This is a genomic window from Spirosoma jeollabukense, assembly GCF_054777855.1.
Genome location: NZ_BAAHAD010000002.1, coordinates 278,112 through 305,087 on the forward strand (window position 1 = coordinate 278,112; position 26,976 = coordinate 305,087).

Sequence of the window (26,976 nt, forward strand, 5' to 3'; positions counted from 1 at the left end):
ACACTAACTATGAAATCTACCCTTGTTTACACCCCAGTTCAGTGTCCAAATGTGCTGGCCTTACAGCAGTTTATACTGGCTCAGTGTGGTTCTGTCAATCGGGCACTGGTCCGGGAAGTAGTGGGACAAGCTCCCCGCTTTCCAGTGGTGTCGTTAAACGACCTAAACCATATTCTGCAATCGTGGCACTTTAACACCTTTGCCTTCAAAGCTACCATCGAGGGGCTCACCCGACTGAAAGGTCCGTTGCTCGCTCACTGCGTCTGGCCTGACCAAGATCGTTATTTCGTGGTAATACGGGACATTCAGGAGAGCGAGATTCACTATTTTTCGCCCTTCCGGGGTGAGGCCAGAGAGTCCATCACTTCATTTGCAAAACACTGGACTGGTGCCTTATTGATAGCCGAGCCTACTGAATTAGTAGAGTCAGCCTTGCTGCGGGATACAGATGACGAGTCGATTGCCGCAGCTGCCTATAAGCGTGAATGCGTCCAGGTTTACCCCCATTTTTTATCGGTAGAAGAGTGTGCCTATATTATTCAGTACGCCGAAGAAAAAACGCTTTTTACCCGTAGTCAGCTAGAATATGATGACAACCAGATTAAGGAATCCGATACCCGAACCAGCTATTCTGCTTTTTTGAAAGATCGCCAACACCCCATGTTTCAAGCCATTTATGAGCGGGTGGCTGCGTTGCTTAAGGTCGATTCGAACCATATCGAGCCTCTACAGTGTGTACGGTATGGGGAAGGCCAACAGTTCAAGCCGCACTTTGACTCCATGTCGATAAACCACCGGCTTCATACGATGCTGGTATACCTAAACGATGATTTTGTGGGTGGAGAAACATACTTCCCCGAACTAAATATGAATGTGCGTCCCAAACGGGGAAGTGCGCTCTATTTTCTAAATCGCGATGATAACAACTCGGTGTTACTTAACTCAGTACATGCTGGTCTACCCATTGCCCATGGGTTGAAGTATGCCTGTAATATATGGGTACGCAATCAACCAATTCCATAAGGAATTTTCATAAAAGGGCCATACTGTCGGTAAGCTTTGAAAAAACAAGTACCAACCAAAATATCACATGAAACGATTAAAGCTAGTTTCACTAACTCTACCTATACTCGTCTACCTCTGTACACCATCAGTGGCTGGCAAGACAGTAACAACGGGTATAATAAGGCAACAAAATGACGATACCATCCGAACCTTTTCAGTGAAAACGTTTGATCGAATTAGAATTACTGGTCCTTTTGTGGTGACCATCCTAGGTGGTCATTCCTTTTCCGTCAAGGCTTCAGGTCCCACCCTTGATCTCAGTGCTATGGATGTCAGTACTCGAAGCAACACATTACTCGTTCAATACACCCCGGTTAAGAGGAGTGAAAATCCAAATAGTGAACATGGTGTAGTCAGCGTAAAAATCACATTGCCGATTCTCAAAAAAGCTGAGTTCATGGAGTTACCTCGATTTTCAATTAGAGGCTTTGATGAGATGAAAGATCTTGAATTGATCGCTAGCAGCTTGGCCAATGGATTTGCGGATGTAAATGCCAAGAACCTAAAATTTACAGTGGATGATCTGTCATCACTGGAAGTGCAGGGCGAGTCAGAAATACTAAAGGCGTATTTACAAGGAAAGTCTACTTTGAAAGGCTATGGTCTAAAAGCTCGCTCGGTGGCTATAACGGTGGAAAGTATGAGCAAAGCTGAAATATCTGCTTCAGTGGCATTAGATGCCACGGCTAATGGAATGAGCAACATTACGTACAAGGGAAGACCGACTATAAAAAAGGATAGTGATAGTCGAAGCATCATAAAAGCTGAAACTAGTGATAGATAATTTATGCAGAGTCGGTTACGCTAATCTTAACGATAAGTTATGAAAACATCGATTGTTACCACACTGCGGAATGCAAATGCCACATTAGATTATTTTGTCACCTATCACCTTTCGATTGGATTCGATCATCTGTTCCTCTTTTTTGACGACCCTGATGATGAGGGATTTGCCCGTTATGAGCACCATCCCGCCATCACGGCCATTAGACACGATGCCTTACTCCGCAGACTGTGGCTCTATACCAGGTCGGCTACCGAAAATTACGCCTTTGCAGATAGCGAAGTGATGGCTCGCCAGGTCATGAATGTTGATGTAGCCCTACATATGGCTCAGGAAGATGGCATAGATTGGCTACTCCATATAGATTCGGATGAACTATTCTATTCGCCGAATCAATCTGTGGTAGAACATTTTAATGAACTTTCCACGCAAGGTATATCTGTGGCTCGCTATTTAAATCATGAGGCTAATCCAGAAACTGATCGTATTCAAAATTTTTTCGAAGAGGTATCATTATTTAAGCGTAATAGAGAATCATTGACCAACTTCCAGGCCAACTGGTTATTGAAGAACCTAACTAATCTAACTCCTTATTTTAACTTTTACAAGAATGGTAAGGCTGCGGTTTTCGTGACTCCAAACTCTTTCCCCGATGGCGTACATGAATTTAAATCGATCAATGCATCGGTATTATTAACTAATGGCCCCTTTATTCTACATTTCCCTTGCTGTGGGTTCGAGCATTTTCTGGCTAAGTATCGAACGCTGGGACAGTTTTCCGACAGTTGGTTTAATTGTGGCGAAGCTATTGAGCATATTATTCCCGTTCACAGCTGGTCGCGGGACGTGGTACAAACTCATGATATGAGTCGTATCAAAGCGTTTTATGATCAGATATTTATTAATCGGATTGAATATGTGAAAGATGCGGCCTTACAGGCTGGCGTATTTGTACGAATTGAGCTGCCCTCCATGAGCCAGCTACTGGCTGCTCTACCAGCTAAAGTAGCTGCTGTATTATGAACACACTCACGCTAGTTTCTTGCGTGTGTGTGACACGCGATAAACCTGATTTTTGCAGCCAGCTACCCGTTTTGTTTGACTGCAAGTGAATGCCGACAAAGAGTTGATTATTCTGTACGAAACAGACAATGACAAACCCGCTCGGGTGAGGGCTACACGGCTGTACGAGCCAGCCATTCGCGAAGCAGCCATTAGTGTACATCTCAAACGAATTCTGGGCGAGCTGAAAAATGAATCAATTCCGCAATGCCAGGGAAACTATATATACCAGTGTGATGAAGATATCTTTTATCATCCCAGACGGCTCGACAGTCAATTCGATGCAATTCACTGGACGGGCTTACGCCTGAGAGACTTGTTCCACGAGCTACTATTCGATACTATGACAGAAAATGTGCTTTGCTCGCACCATTGGATTTGGAGTGACAGCCTATTATGCACAATTAGTGTTGCGATCACTCAAATTAAAAATCCGCTCTACCACCGAAGCGAGGTTAGTCAGTTTTTTACTGAATTGTATTTGCGGTGCGGCATTGGCAACTTACCCAGGCCAGTGCTCTACGTGTATACTTATACGCTTTGTAATACGTGGGACTACTACCATTTCAGGGGCCGTTTTGAGAAAAGACATACCATACCCATCAGGTACTTCTCTGATTAAACGAACATTACTGTGCCCACTGGCAAACCCGCGTGAGCTAGAGTGTCTGACGGGAGATTGTTCCCTTAGTAAACGCGATCAGTTAACCTACCACGTTGCAGGCTAACGTTGTTTTTACCGCTTACCAGATCGTTTTTTAATCTAATTTTCGCTTAATATGGCCTCGCGATACAAATACTTCCGTCAACTCGACTTTATGGATTGCGGCCCAACCTGTATAAAGATGGTAGCCGCTCATTATGGCAAAGATTATTCGCTGGATTATCTGCGGGCCAAGGCCTACATCACGCGGTCTGGAGTGAGTTTGTTAGGCATCAGCGAAGCGGCTGAGGCAATTGGCTTTAAAACATTGAAGGCAAAACTGTCCTACCAGCAATTAACCGAGGAAGCACCCTTGCCTTGTATTTTGCACTGGAATCAGGAACATTTTGTGGTACTCTATGACGTGCGTAAGTCGGGCTGGCGGTGGTTACCAGGACATTGGGGCGAACCGACCGAACGGTTGCTTATTGGCGACCCTGGGCATGCGCTTGTTACGGTTGATCGCGAAACATTCATGAAGTGCTGGGCGGGTACAGCTGACCAGAAAGGTATTGGCCTGCTCTTAGAACCCACACCAGAGTTTTACCAACTCAAAGAAGAAACCCAGCAACGCACTACGGGCTTCCATTTCCTGTTTGAATACCTGACGCCTTACCGCCGGTACGTTCTCCAAGTGTTGCTAGGTATGTTCATTGCCAGCATCGTGAGCATGGTATTTCCGTTTCTAACCCAGAGTTTGGTCGATTACGGTATTCATCGTCATAACTTAGATTTCATTCACCTAATTCTGTTGTCGCAGTTGCTGCTGTTTGTCGGTAACGTAGCGGTGGATATGATACGCAACTGGATTCTGCTGCACATCAGTACTCGCGTTAGCGTCTCAATCATCTCAAACTTTTTGGTGAAGATGATGAAGCTACCCATTAGCTTCTTTGAATCGAAAAACATCGGCGACATTTCGCAGCGCATTCAAGATCATCACCGCATCGAAACGTTCCTGACCGGGGCTACGCTAAACACGCTGTTTTCAGTGATTAATCTCCTTATTTTCTCCATAGTACTGGGGACATACAGCGGACAGCTACTAGCTATTTTTGCTATCGGCAGCATTATTTCCATCGCCTGGATCACCATTTTTCTGAATCGGCGCAAAGACCTTGATTATCGGCGGTTTCAGCGAATGCGCGAAAATCAGAACACGATTTACGAACTCATCACGGGCATGCAGGAAATCAAACTCAATAACTGCGAAAAAGCTCGGCGGTGGGAATGGGAACGAATTCAGGCAAAACTGTTCAAGATTAATATTCAAAGTCTGGCCTTGGAGCAGTATCAGGAAGTGGGTGCGTCGTTCGTAACTCAGCTAAAAAACATTTTCGTTTCATACCTCGCAGCAACACTCGTTATCGACAACCAGATTACGCTCGGCGTCATGCTCAGCATCTCTTATATCATTGGGCAAATGAATGGGCCACTGAGTCAATTGATGACCTTTATGCGCAGTGTTCAGGATGCTAAAATCAGTCTAGACCGGCTGGGGGAAGTTCACAATAAACCGGATGAGGAACTTGATGAAGAACGGTTGCTGGGTCGTTCGATTGCGCTGTCGCCCTGCGGACCGACGCTAATACCAGAAGGGTATTTTGACGATGACCGGATTTCAGCAGCCCATGGGTATCCGAACCAGAATCGGGGTATTACACTACGCAACGTGTTTTTTCGCTACGGTGGACCTAACTCGACACTCGTTTTGAAGAATATGAATCTGCACATTCCAGAAGGCAAAGTAACGGCCATCGTCGGTACGAGTGGTAGCGGCAAAACCACGTTATTGAAACTGCTGCTAAAGTTCTATGCACCGACTGATGGAGAAATTCTGGTGAACGGCAGTAGCCTGACCGACCTGTCGGCCCGCGACTGGCGGCAATCTTGCGGCACGGTAATGCAGGACGGCTATATTTTCTCCGATACAATCGCCCGTAACATTGCCGTTGACGGGCAGAAAATTGACGAGAACCGCTTATGGGATTCAGTCCGTACGGCTAACTTACAGGACTACCTCCGTAAAATTCCACTAGGCTTTACCACCAAAATTGGCAATTCTGGGGCCGGACTCAGTGGTGGACAGCGTCAACGCATCTTTATTGCACGGGCTGTCTATAAAAATCCGGCCTACATTTTCTTCGACGAAGCAACGAGTGCTCTAGATGCCAACAATGAGCGGATCATTATGGATAATTTAGACCGCTTTTTTGACGGTAGAACGGTCATTGTTATCGCACACCGTCTCAGTACTGTTCGCAACGCCGATCAAATCGTGGTGCTTGAGCAGGGCGAAGTAAGGGAGGTAGGTAACCATTCACAATTGACAGCCCAGCGGGGTGTTTATTACGAATTAGTTAAGAATCAATTAGAATTAGCGGAGGGATAATAGTATGCCAGTCGAACAAATACCGGGTCTTATTAAGCAGAACGACTCACACAGCGACGAAATGCAGGAAATTATTGGTCACGTTCCACACTGGCTTATCCGGTGGGGCAACGTGGTTATTTTCGCAGTTATTGTTCTGCTGTTGTTAACCGCACATACTGTGCGCTACCCCGACACGCTCACGGCGCAGGCACTGATCAACGCACGTGACCAACCCCAGAAAGTGACCTGGTTCATCACTGACCCGAACGTAACCTACCGCCCCAACATCCGCGACGGGCAACAGGTCAGGGTCGGTGATACCTTAATTTCAGAAGTTGACAGGAGTCGGAAAGTAGTAACGCCCGTCCGCGCCAGGGTGTCCGGACGAACGTACTTGTTGAAAGGCGTTGACAATAACCCCAAAGCCTATATGATGCTAGTCGTTCCTCCGGTGACGCAGTACGAAGTTCAGCTTAAACTGCCGCTCAAAGGAGCAGGAAAAGTTAACGCTGGTCAGCGCGTATTAATTCGGTTGGATGCCTATCCTAGCAGTGAGTTTGGTTTTTTAGAAGGCCAGATCGTTAACATCGTCCCCGTATCGTTGGACAACCACTACCGAGCCAATGTAAAACTGACTCGGGGGCTAATTACAAATTCTGGAAACCGATTGCCGGTGCAACCCCTGTTGCAGGGGACAGCGGAGATCATGCTAGATGAGAAACGTCTGATTCAGCGCATCTTCGCTACGTTATTTTAACTATTCAACTAATCATATACCAGTAGATCTGAAAAAAACAATGGAAGCGCGCCTAACCTGCGGCATCATTGATAAGTCCGCCATTCAGCGTCAACTTGTCAAAGGGTATATTGCCCGGATGCCTGAATTAGAGTTTAGTTGGGAAGCTGAGTTTCAGGAAACATCATATGCCTGCTTTGAAGCTCACATTCCTGATCTTCTTTTCATGAGTTTACGTCAGTTACCAGTTGAAGTAGTTCCAATGTTACGGCCTATTCTTACTCACCATCCTGGTATTATTCTAACTACGGGTTATTTCTTAAAAGAAGTAGGTGAACTTCCTTTTCCGTACGTAGCGTATCTGCAAAAACCATTCTCATACCAGATGTTCGCTGCCAGTGTTGAGTGTTACAAGCAATTAAAAAATACCAATTCGCCACCCAGAGTATAAAAATGCCTTTGGCTAAACGATCAATGAAAAGCATTTCTTAAGAAGTGAACGCTAATTAAGAGTTTAGCGGGAGAGGTCGAATAACGTATAATGAATGGTACTAAAACTCAAGCCTATGAAAGCAAAAAAATGATAAATTCGATTAAAACCTCGACAAACGGTGTAAGGCTAGGGCGGTTTAACTTCCTTTTATTTACATCAAGTACTGTTTTGTCTATTAACTTAATAAATATTCGTTTGTGACTTTCAAGACTTGTTTATAACATTCTTGCCATAGAGCATAGGCTCTAACTTCTAAGTCGTTCTTTGCTTTGCTATATTTAAACCAAGGCTTAAGATCTGCCCAAAAGTGGAGTACATTTATATCGCTAACTAATCCAGTTGCTTGTATTGTATTAGGTAAAGTGTATCCAAATAATTTAGTATATTCCTCAATGAAACTAACGCACATGTTGAAGGTATGATCTAAATGCAAATGTTCTTCCTTAGGCCAGTTAGAATAATATTTATGCAAAAGTCCTTGATCACCCATATCGTCAGATTGGATAATATCTTTCTGATAAATTAAATCCTTGTATACGCCCTCCTTAGGTTCTACAACGAGCAAACCCGAATTTAAGTCAACCCAATGCTTATAACAAGGAAGCGCTCCTCCCGTATTAACTGCAGACATCATCGGTTTTGTGAAAAGTACATCTATGTTACGACATACAAGCATGTCAGAGTCTAAATAAACTATCTTTTCATATTTAGTAAGATTAAATATCTCTAATTTACTGTACGTATTATAAACTGAATGATTGATCGTTTGATGGTATGGAGATTTGATTGGATTTATTACAATGTATTCAATCTGCAAAGCGGTAAAAAGTTCATGAATTTCATCTGACATATCATAACTTACAATTACTAGCAAACCATATTGGGAATTTACTAATTTGAGAGAACTCCAGATAACTAAAACGCCTTTCAAGTAATCAGGAGAAGCTAATAAAGTTACGAACGTTTTTTTCATAAATTATTTATATGGGGAAAAGGACATTAATTAAATTTGAATTGCTATAGTATCTATGGAAAAGTTGGTGAGTTAAATTGTTATTAATAAAACTGGAACAGCAAGGATGAGAGGCCAGCAATTTAATTAGCTACTATCCTATCTATTAGTGATTTGTAACATACTTCGGCACTAAATTTAGTGCGCGCATACTCATGTGCTTGTTCACTTAGTCGGAACCGTAGATCATAGCTACTGAGTAGCAACTGCATAAGTTCTTTAAACTGCTCTGCACTATCAGCGGCTAATAAAGCGACATCCTTGGCATCGTCCATACCTGAAATACCGTGTGTAGTTGTTAGCAAAGGTAAGCCTGCACATAAAGCCTCTACATTCTTTATTTTCATGCCTGCTCCAAATCGAACAGGATTTACTATTATATCAACAGACTCATAAGCTATCATGACGTTGCTTATGAAGCCATGCTTCTTTACATTCTCGCAATCATTTACATGGCTACATACGTTTCCATAGATGTGTAATGTTGATTCTGATGTTTTAATGTTTTTCCATACAGAATTTATAAACCAATTAATCCCATCAATATTTGGTAAATAAGTACTGGCTATATAACCAACGTTAAAAGCTTTATGGCGTAGTGATGGTTTGTATATTGGTGATGCATGTGGGACTAGGAGTACTTTTGACTTTCCCAAAACAGAAGCGATTAAGTTATAGTCCTCTGTTTTTATCATTAAAACATAATCGTAAATTTTATACAAATCAAGTTCTTCTTGAAAATTAAGGTTAGCTGCGTAATGATCTTCATATCCGGCTTCTAAAAAAGACTCATTACGCTGACTTATGATATCATGTGTATCAAGAAATTTTATTGTTGATTTTGGTAAAATTTCAACTAAATAAGTTAAGTGGACATACTCAACAATACAATACTCACACTGAGTTTTTTTAAGTATATACCTCACTAGATGTTGCTGTACTTTCCTTCCGTAATTATTAATACTTACGAACCTAACGTTTGGAAGTTTAAAATTATCTGTCAGTTGAAGTTTTTGGTTAATTAGAACTACTGTAAGATTAAAAAAATGGCTTAAGTACGATATCAATGATCGTATTCTTACCCGGTTACCTGAACCGTGTCGCCAGAAGTCTATATCTGTAATAATAGCTACGTTTTTCATCGTACATTCTTGATAAAAATAATTGGCACTAACTTGGCAAATATATCTGAAAGTATTATGGAATTCAATTTCTAAAACGTGCTATTAATAAAAATTCTTTTACTTGTAAAGATAGAGAATGTTATATGAAGTTTTTTAGGTTAAGATTTATTGATTTGATAAACGAATGAATGTAAAAATGACTGTTCGCCAAACTTTGTCTTGCTTATTGATATGTGAGTAGGCTTGTAAAGATTTGTACTTTGGTACAAATGGCAACTTACAAACCATCTGACTACGAACTCCTGCGTCAACGATGTGCTCAATTGAAAGATGAAGGCAGGAAACAAACCCAGATTGCTACAGCTTTGAGCCTGACGGAGGGCGGGGTCAGCCGAACCCACAAAAAATATCAATAGGATGAGCAAGCTGGTTTAGCTTGGCGCAGGCCCAAGGGACCCGATTGTCCGTTGACGGCTGAGCAACTGACCCAACTGATTGAGGAGTTCAATAGCTGTCTGAAATAAATAAAATGTATTGCAATACAAATTGCAACTTCAATAAAAAAGCCACTTACATATTACTGTAAGTGGCTGATTATCTGGAGCCTCCTATAGGACTTGAACCTACGACCCCTTCATTACGAATGAAGTGCTCTACCAACTGAGCTAAGGAGGCTTTTAGCGCTTTTGAGGATGCAAATATAATAGAGTGAATAATAAGAACGCAAGTGTCTGCTACATTTTTAAGCCCAACTAGCCCAATTAGACGTGTTTTTTTTATGTTTGTGGCTTTATGTGGTGTATGAAATTTCCCCTAACGCTACTTATCAAAGGCTTCCAGTTTTTTAATAATGCACTACACTGAATGCGACTTTACAGGCAATTCGGCTGAACAACTGAGGTGAAGATGAAGTATATAGGAAGAAGTTGTAGACGCAGAGTTACCACGTCTCTCCCTGATTATTTTTAGTTTTACTAACGTTTATGTATCAATGCTGACAGATCAACCCAGCGATGTGCTAGTGACACAACTGCTTGATTCCCTATCAGATGCAGCAATATGGGTACGGGCGCTACGTGACGAAACGAATCAGATCATTGATTTTGAAATAACCTTTGTAAACCAAAAAGCACAGGACAACCCCGAAGGCGATAGTCAACTAAAGGCCGGCCTGCGACTACTAGCCGACAGCCTGAGCGATCCAGGACTTAATAAGAAAAGTTTTCAGGAGATGTGCCAGGTCATACAAACCAACCAGGCGCACGAATTTGAGTACGTTAGCGCGAAACATAAATCATCGTTTCACGTTCGCCGGACCAAATTAGCCGATGGAATTCTAAGTATTGCACGCCCTATTCCAACACTGAAAAACAGCGCTGATCAATCGACAACTGAGTTACGAACGGTAATCGATTCGGCCCAGGTTGCTATTTTTCTCATAAATCCAGTGCGGAATGAAGGTGGAAAAATCGTTGATTTTCGGTTTCGAATGGCTAATCAGATGATTGCCAGCTACGTTGGTCAGGAGCCGGATGCTCTCATCGGTGAACTGATGAGCCGTTGGTTTCCTACTTATCTCACAAATGGGCTGTTTCAGCGGTATGTCACCATTTTTGAAACAGGGCGGACGCAACATTTTAACTTTCACCTGCATAGCGACACGATTGATAGTTGGGTAAATATCACCGGTGTTCGATTGGCGGATGATGTGCTGATCACGTTTTCCGACTATACGGACTTTAAGAAACTTCAGCAACGTCTGGAAACATCGGCCAGCGAGTTGCAAACAGTTATTGATACCAGTCAAACGGGTATTTTTCTGTTTAGTCCGGTGCGGAATGCCGCGGGCAACGTAGTGGATTTCCGGTTTCGGGTAGCTAACCAGCAACTGGCGTCTTATGTCGGTCAGAAAACGGAGGATGTTATTGGCGCCTTAGGCAGCAAATGGTTTCCGGATTATAAAACCAATGGGTTATTCGATGCCTATTACAGAACATATGCTACAGGTGAGCCGCAACGTTTTGATTTTCATTACGATGGGGGAGGTATTGATGCCTGGCTCGACATTATGTCCACAAAAATGGGCGACGAAGTGCTGGTTACGTTCTCCGACTATACTCCCCTCAAGCAACTTCAGCAACAGTTAGAAAATTCTATTGTTGATCTACAACGCTCGAATAAAAACCTGGAGCAGTTCGCCTATGTAGCGAGTCACGATTTGCAGGAGCCACTCCGTAAGATTCAGGCTTTTGGTGATATTATTCAATCCCAGTTTTCGCCGATCCTTGGGGAGTCAGGTATCGATATGATTGGGCGGATGCAGTCGGCAGCGGCCCGGATGCAGTTGCTGATTAAGGATGTACTGGCGTATTCCCGCATCGCTAATAATCGGGAAACTGTTACCTCCGTAAACCTGAATAAAATTTTAGACAATGTATTGAGCGATATCGATACGCTCATTACTGATAAAGGCGCTATCGTATCGGTTGACCCACTACCAGCCCTACGGGGCGATGCGGCTCAACTTCGTCAACTTTTTCAAAATCTTATCAGCAATGCACTGAAGTTTACAAAGGCGAATAAAACCGACGATCCGCCTACCATCACCATTACTACCCGACGAGTTAAGGGAAGTGAACTTGCCACAATGATGGGTTCGTCAGTTGACCCCTACCGGAAGTTCCACCTTATTGAAGTGGCCGACAACGGCATTGGGTTTGATCCACACCAGGCCGAACGAATTTTTGAGGTGTTTCAGCGACTGCATAGCCGTAGCGAGTATCAGGGGACAGGCATCGGGCTGGCCATTGTCCAGAAAGTGGTTGATAACCACCAGGGCTATGTGTGGGCAGAAGGACGGCCGGGTGAGGGGGCTACTTTTCGTATTGCCTTGCCGGTACCCTGATAAAAAGCGGTCGGGAGATGGCTCCGGTCAATTGGTTAGCGATGATGTCTTGTCGGGAATAGTCATTCCCGACAAGACATCATCGCTTTATACCACGTTCAATTCGCTTTTGCTTTAGGAGCTTAGGTTGAGAATAGGTAAGCAAAGCGCCTTCCAGGGGGCGGGGGTAAGAAGCAAAAGCTACTGAAAAGCAGTTTTTATCTATTATTGAAATTTTTGGAACAACGCATACGTAGCGTCTAACCAGTATGGAATCGTTTCAACGTGGGTCTTGCCGGGCACAATATTAGGAATAACCACCGATGAGCCCTGAGCCGTCATAGCCGCAAAAGCGCTCGCCGTATTCAGGGGATATACCTGCTGATCGGCGTCGCCATGCGTGAGCAGCAGAGGAGTCAGCGGTTTCCAGTTGTAGATGTCATTGTCGGCCAATGCAGCCAGAAACGCTTTATCCGTACCCAGCAGAACGCCCTGTTTGAACGCAGTCGTAAATGTCTGATCAATGCTAACGTTCAGGTTGGCGGCCAGCCCGTTTGTCTTGACATCCGTTAGATAGGGTTCTACGAAATAATAGTCCAGGGGTCGGCGTAGGTCGCTATAGATCGTATTGTAGGTGAACAGTACCCATAGGAAAGCCCGGTTCCAGTTGGGATTTCCGGCGGAAGGCAGCCCCACGACGGCTTTGGTAAAATTGGTTTTATCGTAAGCGCCCGCTCCGGCAGATACGGCCTTCAGATTAAATTCAGTGGGGACTTCTTCCTGCATTTTCTTGTAGAGAGCCATGGTTGCATAACCGCCTTCCGAATAGCCCGCCAGATACAACCGCGAATCCCACTTAATAGCCGAATTGGCTTTGATGTATTCCCGGGCAGCGCGTAGCATGTCGAGGCTGGTCTGAGCCTGGCTAGCCCGGTGTTCATACGTATGGATCAGGTTTTTAGACTCACCGAAACCAATGTAATCGGGGCAGGCTATAATATAACCATTGGAGGCAAAAATAGACGAGAACTGGAAGGCTTCGCTGGCGGGTCCAAAGTAGGAAGGAGCTTCGGCGTCGGTGAAGATGGTGCCATGCTGCTGCCCGATCATGGGGATGGGGTTCGTTGTGGCGGGTACGATCAGCAAGCCCGACGCATTGATGGTTGTGCCATCCCAGTTTTTCGTTTTATAGACCAGTTTGTAGGCCGTTATACCATATTTTAATAAGCCTAGATAAGCCGGGTTCGTTTGGCTGACGATCGCCTGTAATTGTTGTAGAGGAATGTCATTACCAACTTTGGTACTACTTACTAAATAGCCCGTGGGATGATCTTCCTGAAGGATATTCATACAACTCCCCAAGGCGAAAGACATAAACAAGGCGATGCATACAGAATGCCATAGGCGGACGGTTTTTAGCGACTTCATGAGATTGAGATGGTTAAACGATAAGGAATTGGTTAAAAAGAGATAAATGATTAAGCAGATGGGTACCAGGCTAAATGCCCCAGGTTCTTCTATTGGGCCTCGCTTGTCAGCGCGGAGTATCAATAAAAATCGCACAGCTTTATTTTCAGCCTATTAGAAAGAACTTATAGAGGCAACTGAGCGAGTTGCACCAATGAAAAAAGAAGAGTGTTCTTATTTGCTGAAGTAAACAGAAAGATAACTGCCTGCTGGCTATAAAAGCAGATGGATGACAGAGGTATAATTCTTCATATATAGATTAATTTAAAAGGAGATAAGGAGGTAGTTTTCGAGAGAGCAATCTACGAAATGCTTGATTTATAAGCTATAACCTACGTAGTAAATTCTATTATTTGTGTTTTAGTCGGGCTGCCCTGTCCCAGGAATGTGAAATTATTTTATCCATAATGATGCTCATACCGGCTAAGGGCGTATCGCGTAAGAGTAGGCCAGGCCTACTGCGTTCGCTAAGTAGATGAATGCTTTGTTGCTGGTTAGTTTACTATTTCGGAAGCTGTTTCGTTACTTTGACACAGAATCAACCCTGAACGCGCTCATGCGACTAGTTATTATACTACTTGGTTTGCTGGTTACGGCCTCTTGCAAACTGGAACTTGCCAGTGGCGATGCTCAATTTGCGTCAACCCCAACGGCTGCCTCCGTAGCGCCGGGAAGTATTGACGAAGCATCGGGAATGGCCGACAGCCGCAGCCAGCCAGGCAATGTCTGGATCGAACAGGACAGCGGTAGCCCGGCTGAACTGGCGCTTTTAGGCTATGATGGCAAAGTGAAAGGGAAAATTAGTGTGCCTAGCGTCACCAACCGTGATTGGGAGGAGTTGGCCATCGGGCCGGGGCCGCAGGATGGTATCAATTATATTTACATTGGTGAAATTGGCGATAACAATGCCGATTATCCTCTTTGCCAGATTTATCGACTACCCGAGCCCGCTAATCTGCAGACGCCCATTACGCAGGTTGAACGTATCAATTTTCGCTACCCCGATGGGCCGCGTGATGCCGAAGCCATGTTTGTTGAACCCCAGACGAAAGATATCTACATTATCTCGAAACGGGAAGCAAAAGTACATCTGTACCGGCTGGCCTACCCCCAAAATATCAATGAAGTTACCGTGGCTGAAGCCTTTGGTGAACTACCCTCTTTTGGCGGTGGCGGGCTGCCCAATTACGTAACGGGCGCTGCCATCTCGCCCGACGGCAGCGAAATTCTGGTACGTACCTACACGCAGGTTTTCTACTGGAAACGTAGCGCCGGTCAGTCCGTAGCCGATGCGCTTCAGCGTGGAACCAGTCGTCAATTGGTTACCCGCCTGGAGCCGCAGGGCGAAGCGATTTGTTTCGACAAAGACAGTAAAGGATTTTTTACGATAAGTGAACGGGCCAGTGCTACGTCGGTCGATTTACTTTATTACGCCAGAAAATAGGTCGGTAGTCGATAGTCATCAGTCATTTGTGCCGAGCCATACGCCAGACCTGACTAGATGACTACCGATTACCGGCTGACGACTTACCCGCATGGATTCATCAATTCTGATCATAGTTCTGAGCTTGTCGGTGTTGATTTCCTATGCCTTCGACCTGTTCAGTAGCCGATTCAAAACGCCTTCCGTTTTGCTGCTGCTGATACTGGGTATCTTAACGAGGCAGGCAACCGAGTACTTTCATGTTCAGGTACCTTACGTGAATTCCATTCTACCCACCCTTGGTACGTTGGGGCTCATTCTAATTGTGCTGGAAGGTGGCCTGGATCTGGAACTCCAGGTCGATCACCTGAGTGTGCTTCGGCGGACGCTGGTAGCTTCGTTACTGTCGATCATTGGGGGAACCCTGATTATGGCTGGCATGCTGTATTTTCTGCTGAACGACTCGTTCTATCACTGCCTGATTGCGGCCTTGCCTTTCTCAATTGTTAGCAGCGCGGTAACCATTCCCGGTATATTGGATCTATCGTCAGGGCAACAGGAATTTGCCGTATATGAGTCCGCATTTGCCAGTATTCTGGGTGTTATGGCCTATAACTTCCTGTTACTGAGTCGAACCTCCATACTAGGTGCGATCTGGTCGTTCACCCGCGATACGCTCGCCATGGCTATTATTTCGCTGGCCTGCTGTTTTTTACTCCTGTATCTGATTGGCCGTATCAACCACCGGATCAAATTTCTGCCCATTATTTCGGTTTTGTTTCTGGTGTATGCGCTTGCCGAAATAAATCACCTGTCCTCACTGTTATTGATTCTGATTTTTGGGCTGTTTCTAAACAATACGGAACTCGTTATTCGGGGTCGGTTAAGTCGGGTTCTGAAAAACGATTTATTCGAAAAAGAGCTAGATCAACTGAAAAACCTGACGGCTGAAGGGGCCTTTGTCGTGCGTACGTTCTTTTTTCTGATTCTTGGCTATGCCGCTGTCCCCCGGACGTTACTCGACACGGATGCCCTGATTGTGAGTATGTTGTTTATCATCGTTATTATCTCCTGGCGATGGGTAACGCTTCGGCTGACGTATCGGGGCATGCCGGGATCGTTACTCTGGATTGCTCCGCGGGGCCTGATCACCATCCTGCTTTATCTGAATATTCCCGAAGATTTACGCTTACTTGGCTTTCGGGAAGGTATCCCTATACTGGTCGTAGTGCTGTCGTCGGTGGTGATGATGGTGAGTGCACTTGGCGATAAATCCGTGAAAAGTAATGAATGAAAGTACCTAATGACCAAATTCATCATTCATTATTTATCATTTTCCAACGTATCGCCAGAATCGCCAGAAAGACCGGGTTTTAAGGTACGTAAGGTTCTGATCATTGGCGAAGGCTTCGCGTTCAAACGAGATATTTCGGTAAGCCAGATAATGGTCGCGGTATTGAACCCGTCGAATGGCGTATTCAATGACATACCAGAGATAAAACGGCAAAATGCCTAATTCAAGCTGTTGCCGCAGATGAATCCGCTCGTGGTTAAGTAAGGTAGGACCTGGATTAGGTTGCCGTACTAAAATGAACGGAAACAGAGCCATACCGTCGGGGCCAAGTGAAGAAATCTGGACGATAAACATGCCTGCTTTTAGTGTACAGCTTCCTAACAAGAAGTTGGACAAATTTATTCATTCGCTATTGATTTGACCAGTTTATCGTATGACCTTTTTGATGATTAGTTTTTTCGTGGTCGGGTATACGCTCATTACGCTTGAACACCCAATCAAGATCAATAAAACAGCTACGGCGCTTATTACGGGCGTAGTTTGCTGGACGGCCTACGCCCTTTTCGATACCCATGCAGAGTCTGTAATGCATCACCTTGGTGGGCATTTAGCAGAAACGGCCGAAATTTTATTCTTCCTGATGGGGGCCATGACCGTAGTGGAGCTGATTGATGTTCACGACGGTTTCACGCTGATCACCGACCGAATTGCCAGCCGAAATATCCGCACCCTGCTCTGGATCATTAGTCTGCTGGCGTTCGTCTTGTCGGCACTACTGGATAACCTCACAACGGCCATCGTGATGGTATCCGTTGCGCGCAAGCTGATTCGAAATGCAGAGCAACGACGTATTGTGGCCGGCATGATCATTGTAGCGTCCAATGCAGGAGGAGCCTGGTCGCCCATTGGCGACGTAACCACAACGATGCTCTGGATTGGGGGTCAGGTAACAACCACCAGTATCATCCGTACGCTTTTGCTGCCCAGTCTGGTCTCTATGCTGGTTCCACTGGTGCTGTTGACCCGAATGTATAAATCTGAAACGCTACCCGCTACGTCAACCGCTACCAAAGGCATTAGCCGTCCCTACGTGACGCCAATTGCCCGACGTGAACGCCGGGTCATGCTGGCGACCGGGCTGGGTGGTATGCTATTTGTTCCCATTTTTAAAACGGTTACTCATTTGCCGCCCTATATGGGCATGTTGCTTGTACTGGGCGTAATCTGGGTCGTTTCCGAGGTACTGCATAGCGACAAAGATGAAGCCGAACGGCAAAAATTTACGGCCGCCTATGCCCTGAGCCGGATTGATACGTCGAGCATTCTGTTTTTCCTGGGCATTCTGCTGTCGGTTGGGGCCCTGGAATCAACGGGTGTACTACGTGCCCTGGCCGAGTCGCTAAATCAGTCGGTTGGTAATCTGGACATTATTGTACTGCTGATTGGGATCGTGTCGGCGGTGGTCGATAACGTACCGATCGTTGCGGCTACTATGGGTATGTATGACCTGCAAACATATCCGACCGATGCTAAACTATGGGAGTTTCTGGCCTATTGCGCCGGTACGGGCGGCAGCATTTTATTGATCGGGTCGGCAGCGGGCGTGGCTGTCATGGGTATGGAAAAGCTGAAATTCGGCTGGTATTTGCGTAAAATCAGTTGGCTGGCGCTAATTGGATACGTAGCTGGAGCGGTGGTTTATCTGACTGAGTTTGCTTTGACGCAATAGAGTAGAATTGCTTAGTCAGATGCCTTGTTGTTATATAACTGATACGTTACATTTGAACAAACACTCGCTGAAAATCATGAAAAAAATACTAACATTCGTATGGCTGCTGGTTGCGTTTGGGCGACTGGTTCTGGCTCAGTCGACCCCAACCGCTGAGGAAGTAATGGACAAGTATATTGCTGCTATTGGCGGAAAAGAGGCACTGATGAAAGTGACAGATATGACCACAAGTATGTCGTCGGATATGAACGGCAATGCCATTATTGTTACCCGTAAGCAGAAGCTGCCCAATAAATTCTCGATGGTCATCAATGCGAACGGGATGGAAGTGATGAAACAAACCGGCGATGGATCAACGGTCGTGATGGGTGGTATGCAGGGGAGCCGCACATTGGAAGGTCCGGCAGCGCAACAGATGACGGTGATGAATACGTTGTTTCCAGAACTGCATTATGCCGAAAATGGCGTAAAAACAACGCTAGTCGGCCCTGAGAAAGTAGATGGTAAAGATACTTACAAACTGAGCCATACGACCGCTGATGGTGCGGCCACCTGGACTGATAATTTCGACGTAGCAACGGGGCTGAAGGTGCAGTCGGTCGTGACAAACAAATCACCACAGGGCGAAATGACTTCGACAATGGTTTACTCGGATTATAAAGACACGGGTGGCATCAAGTTTCCGATGACTATACATCAGCAATCGCCCCGTGGTCCCATGATCATGTCGGTCGATAATGTTAAGGTGAATAAAGGGTTGAAAGATTCAGATTTTACGGCAAAGTGAATGGATGTCGAGTGAGTCAAGCTCATCTAAAAAAGGCCATTGGTGATCCCAATGGTCTTTTTGCTATGTGGTAAATCCTCATTGGCACTTCTAGTAAAGGAGCCATCCCGGCATGGTCTGATTCACTGAATACGTTCCTTATTCAGCGTTACGTTCACTAGCTAATTGCTGAATAACTGTTGACTTTGATTTTTAACTTCTGCTGGTGGGAGTTGCGAGTCTGTTGTTTTGATTTTCGATAGAATAGATTCTAAGACAGGTAGCATATTATCCAGGCTTTTTGTTTTAATCAGAAAATTCCAAACAGGCTCAAATTTTTTCCATCCTCCCGAATAGAACAGATGTTTTAATTTATGCCTGTTCGAATCGTGTTTAAAACTTGACTTTATAATATTTGACCAGCTATAGAATTCTTTATATGCCCAATCGTAGCCGTTTTTTAGTTCATCTGCGGTGAGGTTTGTTGTTTTATAAACCACATTCCGAGTGTCATATAAATCCCAGTTTCTTGTCAGAATGCGATTTTGATTCTCCATATCCTTGTAAAGTTTTGTACCGGGATAAGGCGTAAGAATATGGTATGTGGATGTTGTAATTGAATTGTTAACACCCCATTCAACGGTTCTTTTGAAAACATCGCTATCATCTTCATCAAGACCAAAAACGAAGCTTCCGTTAATCATGATTCCCAGCGAGTGCAGCCGGTTTACTGCCTTGCCATAATCCTTTTCCAGGTTCTGTTTTTTATTACTTTGCTTTAAATTGGCCGGCGAAAACGTTTCAAAACCTACAAACAGACTCCGTAAACCGGCTTCTGCTGCTTTTTCAATTAAATTCCCTCGCAGTATGGAGTCAATAGTAGCGGCACCCTGAAAAACACGATTCATGCCTTTCATGCCTTCAAATAACTCGCTCGCGAATTTCGTGTTGCCTAACAAATGATCGTCAAGGAAATACAAATGTCTTCCGGGAAGTCGGTCTATTTCGGCTAAGGCGTCATCAACAAGTTGCGTATAGAATGTTTTGCCACCTTCAAAAAAAGCGTCTTTATAACAGAAATTGCAATGATGTGGACAACCTCTTGTAACGACAATTGAGTTTGGGACCAGATAACGGTTTCTTTTAATTAGATCTCGCCTTATTGGCGGTATTTTATCCAGTGTTCTAAGCGCAGAACTGTATATTTTTTTAGGTGATTTGTTCGCAAAGTCTCTAAGAAATCGGGGAAAGGTTTCTTCACCCGGCCCTAAAAATATAGTATCTGCATGAATTGCGGCTTCGTCTGGTAAGGACGTAACATGAAGACCGCCAAGTAAAACGTGAGTACCTATACGTCTATAGTGATCCGCAATTTTATAGGCTCGGTACGCATTCGTAATATAAACCTGAATAATGACGAGATCTGGTGTGTCATTAAACGTAAGCTCTTCTACATGTTGATCCTGCAAATTAATCTCGTCATCGGGGGAAAGATAGGCGGCTAACGTGGCAAGTCCAAGAGGAGGAAATAAGGAATATTTTATTGGTCTCCAAAATGGGCTTTCTGCCTCTGCTAATGCTGGTAATATGAATTTTACTTTCATGACGTAAGGTTTTTATTACTGCCGGTCTTGCGATCGAATGAGATCATTATTTTGAAAATAAAGCGGTTTGCTCCTTATCCAGCGTTACGTTCACCAGCACGAAGGCAAGCTCACTACGTAGCATTTGCCAGCGCATCGTTATCTGGCTGGTCGTGTTGATGTTCCCGTTGCTGAACCACCAGGCAGTGAATAACACCTTGTTCTTCTTTCGTAATTCGCCAACGTAGGCCGGGTGACCGTCCAGCATCGTTTCATGAACGCGCCGAAGCTCGTAGCCACTGCCGCGCCAGCAGGCCGTTGGGCTGTGGTCGGCGCTGAACCAGTCGGGTTGCGGTTTGAGGTAGATCAGGACGCCCGGCTTGGCCAGTTGCACGAATCCATTCGAGAGGGTTTTGCATTGACAGTCTGCTCCGTATTTCTGCCAACCCGAAGCCGCCATCTGCGCCGAATTGCAAAGATTATTCTTGGGTTTGTTGGGGTGTGTCGCAAAAGCCATAATACTCAGGCCAACGGCCAGCAAGCCAACACCCCAACCCATTGATGTCAACGTAGCACCCGATTTTTCAACCACTACGTCGTCACGCCCTGTCCGCTGAACCAGCAGCCTGACCAGGCCCCAGGTGGGGAGCCAGCCGTATGCCGCAACGCAGCCTAACCCGATGCCTTCATGCGCCCATGTATCGGGCATGGCGCCAAAGGCAACCAGAAGCACAATCCGGAACAAATTACAGATAATCGTCAGGCCGAAAAGGCTTATCCCAAAGGCACAAACCCAGCCAAAGGGTACTCGCTTCTTCGTCTCCCGTTCGTGCCAGATTAGTATAAATAAGCCCACCAGAAGCGATATGCCAGTCATTTGCAGACCCATGCAGGCTGGGTCAACCGACATTTCGATAGGGCCAGTTGCTGGGCTATAATTGATAAGGCTATTGCCTCCGGCCTGCACGTTCATGCCCAGGACACGTAGCAGACTGGCAGCCCAGGTGCTTAACTGCAGCCGGATTGGGAACGTGAACAAAGCCGAAAAGTAACGCAGCCCCGGCGATAACAATACCAACGCCAGCAGTCGGCCAGTCCAGCGGTTTCGCCCGGTGCTCCCTGGCCACCAGGCGAAAACCAGCAAGGCGAACGAAAGGAGTGTCGTCAGGTCAATTGAAGGCATAGCGCTTTCTCCAGTATAGCCAGCTAATTAATCCCACAACCATGACCAGCAACGCCCATTCGTGCGGTTCCGGCACGGCACCCTCTTCTTTCAGTGTCGCATTGCCGAGGCCCGACGTGTCTTTTTTGATACCGAATCGATCATAATCTGCTACGGTTTCGAGCACCACCAAACTCGACAGGGGGGATACGACGTGTGCTTGCCGGGCTTCCTGAATCAGGGCGTCGGTCTGGTAGTTCGGACTAAAATAATGACGTCCTATTTGCTGCAACAGGTGATTGTAGGTGAACAACCGGGCCAGATGATCCGGCGCAACGGACGCTTTTATATCCTGGGCCTGACGTTCGCGGATAGCGACCTGCGCATCCGCCAGAACAATACGGTCTTCCGTATCCGGTTGTTTCGGGAATTGCCGGGTGATTGTCAGAAGCCTGGTCAAATCGTCGGACGTTCCGTTTGCTACGGTCAAAACGCGCAGTTCGGCCAGCGTTTTAAGGTAAGGTGACAACTCACGGCTTAGGCAAAACGTACGGATGGGTACTGTCTGCTCGCTCAGGCGGTCGAACGATTCGGCGAACTGGCTGCCTTTCAAATCCGACAGAATTGGCGACGAAGGCGATCCTTTTGTGATCAATAACGCCGTTGCCGGATTGGCAATTCGGTAAACCGGAAACAGACTGAACGACTGGCGGGTCAACTGGTCGTAGAGCGCGTCGAGATTCTGGGTATTGATTCGTTGCAATCCATCGGCAAAGACCCAGGCGGGAAGTTGACGCTGTTTGGCCGCTTCCACCGCCATTTCAAATTCAAATCGGCTCCACTCAGCATTTACGTCCAAAAATACATTAGATGGGATGAACGGCTCAAGCGTTGGTTGATAAGGGTCCAGTTGATACGATCGTCCATCGAGTACAAACGGCTCGGCTGATAGGAGAGGGGCATCGAATCGCAGCGTCCAGTTGGGGTCATAATGGCCGCGGTGCGTGATGGTGTTGCCGGTCGATTTCTCGAGTAACCAGGGTGTTTCTAAAGCGGTTGGTGTCGAGGTGAAGTCAATTGAAATCAGCTCATCTGCTGAACTACTGTTAGGTCCCTCCAGAGTTGGATTCTGATAGACTAACGTACTATTTTCGAGCCGCAACGGCGACGTAATACCAACTTTCACCCGCCGGTCTGCGCCTGCCTGGCAGGGAAACACACGTACCGTTACGCGATTTCCTTCCTGCCAGAACACTACCGACGGGTCGCGGGCAACAGCACGCGATTCAACGCCCACAACGGTTCGATAGGCCGTATCCGCTTTGGCAACGGTTGTCAGTCGGGCGGGTTCTTCTTTGCCATTTACCCACAACGACATGGATGATACGACCGATCCCGCTGGCAAATGGAAGGTCAGTAACGCTTCTTCAGTACGTCCACGTGCCTGATTGCGAATCCGAATAGTTTGTTCGGTGTAACTCAGCCGAAATTGTGGCCAGATACGTACCTGCGACACTACGTCCTCGATGGTCAGATGGCGGCCGGTCCAGAATTTTTCTTCGGTGCCGTGTCGTTTGGCCAGAACCGTCTTTATGAGCGAAAGTTGGTCCGCATCGGGCAAAACATCAGCCGGAAGTAAGTTTGACGCAATGACAACCAAAGGATCATGTTGCCGAACATCGTCCAGCGCCGTTAAACCGCCCAGGCCCCAATCTATGCTTCCCAGAAACCGCCCCAGATCGTATACACGATTGCTCAACAATAACCGATTAGTGATCCAGCCGGGTTTGAGTTGCTGCGCAATGAGCACCCAGTCGGGCAGATCACTGGTTTTGCGAAGGGTAGCTTCCTGTCGGGTTTGTTCGATGCGGGTTACGTCACTAATCCAGCCCGACAAAAAGATGCCAACAGCCAGGATCGGTATCATCAATCCAGCATAAACGCCGAGCCTCAGGTGTTCTTCCTGACGCGAATCCTGCCAGAGTACCTTCCCTAACGAAATAGCAAAGGCCAGGGGCACAAACGTATGGGCTGATAATCCTAACCCGATTATGAGGGGAAAGCTAACCGGGTATAGACCAACGATATACAGAGCCATATAGGCAAACAGCCACCATCCGAAGGTCAACACGGCATACAGTAGTTGCTGGACACGTATCGACAGTCCATCTTTCCAGGCATACAGTACCATCGCTGCACCAACGATCACCAGCGCCCAGCAGAGCCATTCGGTGGATTGCTGAAAGACGGCCATTTCGCGGTTTAGGGCATAGGCGCTGATGAGCCAGATCAGCAATCCCAGCCACCGGGTTGGTCGACCGCTGCCATCTCTGATTTCCTGATTTTTCAGAAACCCATTCGTCCATAAAATCAGCGAAAATGTCAGCGCAATGGCGTAATGGAGCATTATCAGAATAGCGTTGTTTTCGACTTTCTGGCGTGGATCGCTTAGCATATCATACAGAAAAAATACGCTGACTGATACCAGTAGCAGCAATAGGCCAATACCGAAAATTGAATCACGAAACGGCACCAGCAAGCGCGAGCGGGGAGAGGGTGGTAGTGCATTCCCGATTTCGCTGGGTTGACCAATGGGCACATCAGCTTCGGGCCGGAGGTGGGATTCCTGGATGTCTGTTTTCATGAAAAGTACTTTGTTTTACAAAGTAAAAATAAACTGAAAAATATGTGTAATGAGCTGTCCATCACTGGGCAATCAATACGATCATATGGCCTTGCGGCTGTGCTATAAATTCTTGATAAAAGCCTCCAGCGCGTTCAGGTGGTCCGTAAAGGCTTGCTGCCCAGCCGTGGTTGCCGAATAGGTGGTATTGGGCTTTCGGCCAACGAACTGTTTTTGTACGGCAACGTAGCCCGACTCTTCCAGCGCCCGCAGGTGCGTAGCGAGGTTGCCATCGGTCAGGCCGAGTAGTTCTTTTAGGGCGTTGAAACTCATGAACTCATTGACCATCAGGACCGACATGATGCTTAGCCGCGCTTTGCTTTCAAAGGCTTTGTTGAACTGAGCGAGCAGGTCGTTCTTCATTCGGTAGTACGTTCATATTTGAAATACATCGCCAATCCATAGACGATGTGCAGGACGCCGAACCCGAGACCCCAGGTAAGCAGGTTGTAGCCCGGCCAGAATAAGGATATCAACCCTAGCCCAATTTCGCAGTAAGCTAATGATTCGACATCACGAAGGGTGTATTTACTGCCGTTGAGTAGCGACAGTCCATAAAAAATAAGCGTTGCCGGAAACGCCAGCCAGATCAGGTTATAATGCAATAAGGCGAGGCAAAATACACCACCCGTTGCCAAGGGGACGAGCAACGCCCACAGCAAACGCTGCGACGACTTGTTCCAGACAGTTTGCCCATGTCGTCGGGCTCTGCGAACGGTGAAATACATGCCAGATAGCAGGGCCAGTACTAAAACCGTAACGGCTACTTTCACCAAAAACTCCCTGACATCCTGATGATGTGCATCTCTGGGTGCCAGTTGGTAGTCACGAATTGGCGTAAATAGGCCTATTTGCGTCCGCATATACACACTGACGGCTCCTGCCAGAGCAATTATACCCGCCGAGACACCCGATAAGCCGCTTAGCGACAGAAATTTGGAGGAGCGTTCCATCAGGCTGCGGATTTCCGTCAGCGTTTGCAGGTGTTCGCGCGATTCGTGCATAGGTCAAAGAGCAAAAGGGTGAATAAGTGAACGGGTGAATAGGTGTTCATACGAAATTTATTGAGCTAGTGCCAGCAAGTGGCCACCAAGGATAATCAGGCCGATAACAACAGCGGTGATGGCCAGAATGAGCACCGCACCAGACGATATGTCTTTGATCGCTTTGATTTGTGGATGCAGACCGGGCGACACAAAATCACATAATTTTTCAATGGCTGTATTGAAGGCCTCGGCGGCCCAAACCAGTCCGATCTGCGTTAGAATAATGGCCCATTCCGTACGGCTTAACTCCAGATAAACGCCAGCGGCAATCACAAGAATGGCTAATAATAGATGTACTTTAGCATTGTTCTCGTAGCGAAATAAGTCAATAATGCCCTGACCGGCAAAACGAAAACTACGCAGGACTTTACGGAAGTCAATCATTCGGCAAACATAGTGTGAATAGGCGTATGTTGATACGTTAACGGCTTGTCTCACTTTCGTGCTCAACGTACCAGTAAAACGCGACGTACATAACGACCAGCACGAAACCGTAAGCCAGCGTAAGTTTCACACTTAAGTGATCCTGGTAGGCACGGGCCACCGCCAATGTCAGCGATGAGGGATTAGTCAGTACGTCCCAGCTGTTCCACCGCCCGACCCGGCCCAGATAAATACCAAAGCCCGATAAAATCTGGCTACTCAGCATCAATACCCAGGTTCGCCAGTCCCCAACCAGCGGACGTAGCATTCGGTGGGCAATCAAGGCAGAATATAGACCAGTCAGTAAGCCCGTTAGCGCATACAGGAATATCGCCATGGTATCGAACCAAAGTAATGACGGCTCGATATTTTTGATGTGATACAAATCTGTAATGATATAAGGCGCGTTGGGCAAAAACGCCAACCAGACAAGCAAAGCGCTCACTAGTAGCCACTTGCTGCCAAAAGCCGGTCGTTCGGCGGTGCTGGTGCGTAGATCATGCAGAACCAGCACAACGCCCAGCGGAAACCAGGCCAGCGCCAGATTCCAGTTCAGCGTGATGAAAAACCACCAGTTGCCCGTAAGTAAGCCTCGGGCTGTTACTAAGGTTAAGCCGGTTAATGTTAGTAACGTCAACGCACGCAGCCCTTTGCCAGACTGGCTATTGTGGGTTATTGGTAAGCGTGAGTGATAGGAGGGAAGCGCTTGGCTCATCTATAAAAGTACTTTGTGTTGCAAAGTAAGTAAATGAAAAGACTACCAGTCAAGCAAAGGGACAAAAATATTTTTAAGGGAATGGCGAAGAGTGCTTAAGCTTTTCAATTAAACCGCATTGGAAAGCAATAACAAAGTTTAAACAGCTTCTACGACTTTACGTCATCTGGTGATACACAGCCTTAAGTTGTAGAGCAAGCCTTATAAGTTTACCTTGGTAGAGCACTAGTCGAGTCTGGATAGGCACGCTATTTTTAGATAATAGCAACGTAGCAGGGTTACCCATGTCTGACGTTCATCCCCCAAAAAGCTACGTTCCTGTACTTTATTTTATCGTTGGGTACAGATTGTGTTGCTTTGGTAAAACGTAGTGCTTTCGCTCAGAGCCGTGCCACGGTTCACCAAGCCGTATCAGGAACCGTGGCACGGCTCTGAGCGAAAGCACTAA

Annotated in this window: 24 protein-coding genes and 1 tRNA gene; 13 read left to right on the forward strand and 12 right to left on the reverse strand. The window is 46.2% G+C overall.

Annotated elements, in window-relative coordinates; all coding sequences use genetic code 11:
• Nucleotides 1–9 precede the first annotated feature (9 nt).
• The 7 genes from ACYVEA_RS09515 (at nucleotide 10) to ACYVEA_RS09545 (ending at nucleotide 7,175) form a co-directional block, all read left to right on the forward strand.
• Entirely contained in the window at nucleotides 10–1,023 is a 1,014-nt protein-coding gene (locus tag ACYVEA_RS09515) for a 2OG-Fe(II) oxygenase (protein ID WP_461113196.1), read from the forward strand.
• Between the two features lie 67 nt (nucleotides 1,024–1,090).
• Nucleotides 1,091–1,849 (forward strand): GIN domain-containing protein, encoded by a 759-nt coding sequence (locus tag ACYVEA_RS09520; RefSeq protein WP_461113197.1) that lies wholly within the window; start codon nucleotides 1,091–1,093, stop codon nucleotides 1,847–1,849.
• Between the two features lie 39 nt (nucleotides 1,850–1,888).
• Complete coding sequence (locus tag ACYVEA_RS09525; RefSeq protein ID WP_461113198.1) at nucleotides 1,889–2,872, forward strand: glycosyltransferase family 2 protein; 984 nt, start codon at nucleotides 1,889–1,891, stop codon at nucleotides 2,870–2,872.
• A gap of 85 nt (nucleotides 2,873–2,957) precedes the next feature.
• Nucleotides 2,958–3,533, forward strand: a complete 576-nt coding sequence (locus ACYVEA_RS09530) for a hypothetical protein (protein ID WP_461113199.1) — start codon at nucleotides 2,958–2,960, stop codon at nucleotides 3,531–3,533.
• A 157-nt stretch (nucleotides 3,534–3,690) separates the two neighbouring features.
• Nucleotides 3,691–6,006, forward strand: a complete 2,316-nt coding sequence (locus ACYVEA_RS09535) for a peptidase domain-containing ABC transporter (RefSeq protein ID WP_461113200.1) — start codon at nucleotides 3,691–3,693, stop codon at nucleotides 6,004–6,006.
• A 4-nt stretch (nucleotides 6,007–6,010) separates the two neighbouring features.
• Nucleotides 6,011–6,745, forward strand: coding sequence for an HlyD family efflux transporter periplasmic adaptor subunit (locus ACYVEA_RS09540; RefSeq protein WP_461113201.1), 735 nt, complete (start codon nucleotides 6,011–6,013; stop codon nucleotides 6,743–6,745).
• Nucleotides 6,746–6,785: 40 nt separating this feature from the next.
• The gene (locus ACYVEA_RS09545) at nucleotides 6,786–7,175 is read left to right on the forward strand and encodes a response regulator (protein ID WP_461113202.1); all 390 of its coding nucleotides are present in this window, start codon (nucleotides 6,786–6,788) and stop codon (nucleotides 7,173–7,175) included.
• 217 nt (nucleotides 7,176–7,392) lie between these two features.
• Here ACYVEA_RS09545 and ACYVEA_RS09550 read toward each other — a convergent pair whose 3' ends face one another.
• Together ACYVEA_RS09550 and ACYVEA_RS09555 are read right to left on the reverse strand one after the other, a co-directional pair.
• Entirely contained in the window at nucleotides 7,393–8,190 is a 798-nt protein-coding gene (locus tag ACYVEA_RS09550; protein WP_461113203.1) for a glycosyltransferase, read from the reverse strand.
• A gap of 122 nt (nucleotides 8,191–8,312) precedes the next feature.
• On the reverse strand, nucleotides 8,313–9,371 hold the full coding sequence (locus tag ACYVEA_RS09555) for a glycosyltransferase (RefSeq protein WP_461113204.1): 1,059 nt from the start codon (nucleotides 9,369–9,371) through the stop codon (nucleotides 8,313–8,315).
• A 251-nt stretch (nucleotides 9,372–9,622) separates the two neighbouring features.
• Here ACYVEA_RS09555 and ACYVEA_RS09560 point away from each other — a divergent pair, with 251 nt between their 5' ends.
• A complete protein-coding gene (locus ACYVEA_RS09560) occupies nucleotides 9,623–9,769 on the forward strand; it encodes a hypothetical protein (protein WP_461113205.1) in 147 nt (48 codons plus the stop codon).
• Nucleotides 9,770–9,952: 183 nt separating this feature from the next.
• On the opposite strand, the gene ACYVEA_RS09565 is transcribed toward ACYVEA_RS09560, so the two are convergent.
• A tRNA-Thr gene (locus ACYVEA_RS09565) sits at nucleotides 9,953–10,028 on the reverse strand.
• 316 nt (nucleotides 10,029–10,344) lie between these two features.
• On the opposite strand from ACYVEA_RS09565, the gene ACYVEA_RS09570 reads away from it, so the two are divergent.
• Complete coding sequence (locus tag ACYVEA_RS09570) at nucleotides 10,345–12,258, forward strand: sensor histidine kinase (protein WP_461113206.1); 1,914 nt, start codon at nucleotides 10,345–10,347, stop codon at nucleotides 12,256–12,258.
• Between the two features lie 204 nt (nucleotides 12,259–12,462).
• Here the strand turns inward: ACYVEA_RS09570 and ACYVEA_RS09575 are convergent, their stop codons facing one another.
• Complete coding sequence (locus ACYVEA_RS09575; RefSeq protein WP_461113207.1) at nucleotides 12,463–13,665, reverse strand: alpha/beta hydrolase family protein; 1,203 nt, start codon at nucleotides 13,663–13,665, stop codon at nucleotides 12,463–12,465.
• A 595-nt stretch (nucleotides 13,666–14,260) separates the two neighbouring features.
• On the opposite strand from ACYVEA_RS09575, the gene ACYVEA_RS09580 reads away from it, so the two are divergent.
• Nucleotides 14,261–15,148 carry a PE-PGRS family protein gene (locus tag ACYVEA_RS09580; RefSeq protein ID WP_461113208.1) on the forward strand — a complete coding sequence of 296 codons (888 nt, stop codon included), beginning with the start codon at nucleotides 14,261–14,263 and terminating at the stop codon, nucleotides 15,146–15,148.
• A 91-nt stretch (nucleotides 15,149–15,239) separates the two neighbouring features.
• Entirely contained in the window at nucleotides 15,240–16,421 is a 1,182-nt protein-coding gene (locus ACYVEA_RS09585) for a cation:proton antiporter (protein WP_461113209.1), read from the forward strand.
• 36 nt (nucleotides 16,422–16,457) lie between these two features.
• Here ACYVEA_RS09585 and ACYVEA_RS09590 read toward each other — a convergent pair whose 3' ends face one another.
• Entirely contained in the window at nucleotides 16,458–16,775 is a 318-nt protein-coding gene (locus tag ACYVEA_RS09590; protein WP_461113210.1) for a hypothetical protein, read from the reverse strand.
• A gap of 79 nt (nucleotides 16,776–16,854) precedes the next feature.
• On the opposite strand from ACYVEA_RS09590, the gene nhaD reads away from it, so the two are divergent.
• Nucleotides 16,855–18,150 carry a sodium:proton antiporter NhaD gene (nhaD, locus tag ACYVEA_RS09595; protein WP_461113211.1) on the forward strand — a complete coding sequence of 432 codons (1,296 nt, stop codon included), beginning with the start codon at nucleotides 16,855–16,857 and terminating at the stop codon, nucleotides 18,148–18,150.
• A 76-nt stretch (nucleotides 18,151–18,226) separates the two neighbouring features.
• Nucleotides 18,227–18,937: a LolA-like protein gene (locus ACYVEA_RS09600; protein WP_461113212.1), complete on the forward strand. Its 711-nt coding sequence runs from the start codon at nucleotides 18,227–18,229 to the stop codon at nucleotides 18,935–18,937.
• A gap of 161 nt (nucleotides 18,938–19,098) precedes the next feature.
• Here ACYVEA_RS09600 and ACYVEA_RS09605 read toward each other — a convergent pair whose 3' ends face one another.
• From ACYVEA_RS09605 to ACYVEA_RS09635, 7 genes are all read right to left on the reverse strand, one after another.
• Nucleotides 19,099–20,520: a B12-binding domain-containing radical SAM protein gene (locus ACYVEA_RS09605; RefSeq protein ID WP_461113213.1), complete on the reverse strand. Its 1,422-nt coding sequence runs from the start codon at nucleotides 20,518–20,520 to the stop codon at nucleotides 19,099–19,101.
• 46 nt (nucleotides 20,521–20,566) lie between these two features.
• Nucleotides 20,567–21,682, reverse strand: coding sequence for an exosortase N (gene xrtN, locus ACYVEA_RS09610; protein WP_461113214.1), 1,116 nt, complete (start codon nucleotides 21,680–21,682; stop codon nucleotides 20,567–20,569).
• Nucleotides 21,669–24,305 (reverse strand): XrtN system VIT domain-containing protein, encoded by a 2,637-nt coding sequence (locus ACYVEA_RS09615; protein ID WP_461113215.1) that lies wholly within the window; start codon nucleotides 24,303–24,305, stop codon nucleotides 21,669–21,671. Before ACYVEA_RS09615 ends, xrtN begins: the two co-directional genes overlap by 14 nt.
• A 102-nt stretch (nucleotides 24,306–24,407) precedes the next feature.
• Entirely contained in the window at nucleotides 24,408–24,707 is a 300-nt protein-coding gene (locus ACYVEA_RS09620) for a winged helix-turn-helix domain-containing protein (RefSeq protein WP_461113216.1), read from the reverse strand.
• A complete protein-coding gene (locus ACYVEA_RS09625) occupies nucleotides 24,704–25,348 on the reverse strand; it encodes a hypothetical protein (RefSeq protein ID WP_461113217.1) in 645 nt (214 codons plus the stop codon). The genes ACYVEA_RS09620 and ACYVEA_RS09625 overlap by 4 nt, the downstream gene beginning before the upstream one ends.
• A gap of 57 nt (nucleotides 25,349–25,405) precedes the next feature.
• The gene (locus ACYVEA_RS09630) at nucleotides 25,406–25,774 is read right to left on the reverse strand and encodes a diacylglycerol kinase family protein (protein WP_461113218.1); all 369 of its coding nucleotides are present in this window, start codon (nucleotides 25,772–25,774) and stop codon (nucleotides 25,406–25,408) included.
• Nucleotides 25,775–25,811: 37 nt separating this feature from the next.
• The gene (locus ACYVEA_RS09635) at nucleotides 25,812–26,528 is read right to left on the reverse strand and encodes a DUF1361 domain-containing protein (RefSeq protein WP_461113219.1); all 717 of its coding nucleotides are present in this window, start codon (nucleotides 26,526–26,528) and stop codon (nucleotides 25,812–25,814) included.
• Nucleotides 26,529–26,976: the final 448 nt, after the last annotated feature.

Coding starts and splice junctions, on each gene's coding strand:
- ACYVEA_RS09515 (WP_461113196.1), top strand. CDS start 10: ATGAAATCTACCCTTGTTTACACCCCAGTTCAGTGTCCAAATGTGCTG.
- ACYVEA_RS09520 (WP_461113197.1), top strand. CDS start 1,091: ATGAAACGATTAAAGCTAGTTTCACTAACTCTACCTATACTCGTCTAC.
- ACYVEA_RS09525 (WP_461113198.1), top strand. CDS start 1,889: ATGAAAACATCGATTGTTACCACACTGCGGAATGCAAATGCCACATTA.
- ACYVEA_RS09535 (WP_461113200.1), top strand. CDS start 3,691: ATGGCCTCGCGATACAAATACTTCCGTCAACTCGACTTTATGGATTGC.
- ACYVEA_RS09540 (WP_461113201.1), top strand. CDS start 6,011: ATGCCAGTCGAACAAATACCGGGTCTTATTAAGCAGAACGACTCACAC.
- ACYVEA_RS09545 (WP_461113202.1), top strand. CDS start 6,786: ATGGAAGCGCGCCTAACCTGCGGCATCATTGATAAGTCCGCCATTCAG.
- ACYVEA_RS09550 (WP_461113203.1), bottom strand. CDS start 8,190: ATGAAAAAAACGTTCGTAACTTTATTAGCTTCTCCTGATTACTTGAAA.
- ACYVEA_RS09555 (WP_461113204.1), bottom strand. CDS start 9,371: ATGAAAAACGTAGCTATTATTACAGATATAGACTTCTGGCGACACGGT.
- ACYVEA_RS09560 (WP_461113205.1), top strand. CDS start 9,623: ATGGCAACTTACAAACCATCTGACTACGAACTCCTGCGTCAACGATGT.
- ACYVEA_RS09570 (WP_461113206.1), top strand. CDS start 10,345: ATGCTGACAGATCAACCCAGCGATGTGCTAGTGACACAACTGCTTGAT.
- ACYVEA_RS09575 (WP_461113207.1), bottom strand. CDS start 13,665: ATGAAGTCGCTAAAAACCGTCCGCCTATGGCATTCTGTATGCATCGCC.
- ACYVEA_RS09580 (WP_461113208.1), top strand. CDS start 14,261: ATGCGACTAGTTATTATACTACTTGGTTTGCTGGTTACGGCCTCTTGC.
- ACYVEA_RS09585 (WP_461113209.1), top strand. CDS start 15,240: ATGGATTCATCAATTCTGATCATAGTTCTGAGCTTGTCGGTGTTGATT.
- ACYVEA_RS09590 (WP_461113210.1), bottom strand. CDS start 16,775: ATGTTTATCGTCCAGATTTCTTCACTTGGCCCCGACGGTATGGCTCTG.
- nhaD (WP_461113211.1), top strand. CDS start 16,855: ATGACCTTTTTGATGATTAGTTTTTTCGTGGTCGGGTATACGCTCATT.
- ACYVEA_RS09600 (WP_461113212.1), top strand. CDS start 18,227: ATGAAAAAAATACTAACATTCGTATGGCTGCTGGTTGCGTTTGGGCGA.
- ACYVEA_RS09605 (WP_461113213.1), bottom strand. CDS start 20,520: ATGAAAGTAAAATTCATATTACCAGCATTAGCAGAGGCAGAAAGCCCA.
- xrtN (WP_461113214.1), bottom strand. CDS start 21,682: ATGCCTTCAATTGACCTGACGACACTCCTTTCGTTCGCCTTGCTGGTT.
- ACYVEA_RS09615 (WP_461113215.1), bottom strand. CDS start 24,305: ATGAAAACAGACATCCAGGAATCCCACCTCCGGCCCGAAGCTGATGTG.
- ACYVEA_RS09620 (WP_461113216.1), bottom strand. CDS start 24,707: ATGAAGAACGACCTGCTCGCTCAGTTCAACAAAGCCTTTGAAAGCAAA.
- ACYVEA_RS09625 (WP_461113217.1), bottom strand. CDS start 25,348: ATGCACGAATCGCGCGAACACCTGCAAACGCTGACGGAAATCCGCAGC.
- ACYVEA_RS09630 (WP_461113218.1), bottom strand. CDS start 25,774: ATGATTGACTTCCGTAAAGTCCTGCGTAGTTTTCGTTTTGCCGGTCAG.
- ACYVEA_RS09635 (WP_461113219.1), bottom strand. CDS start 26,528: ATGAGCCAAGCGCTTCCCTCCTATCACTCACGCTTACCAATAACCCAC.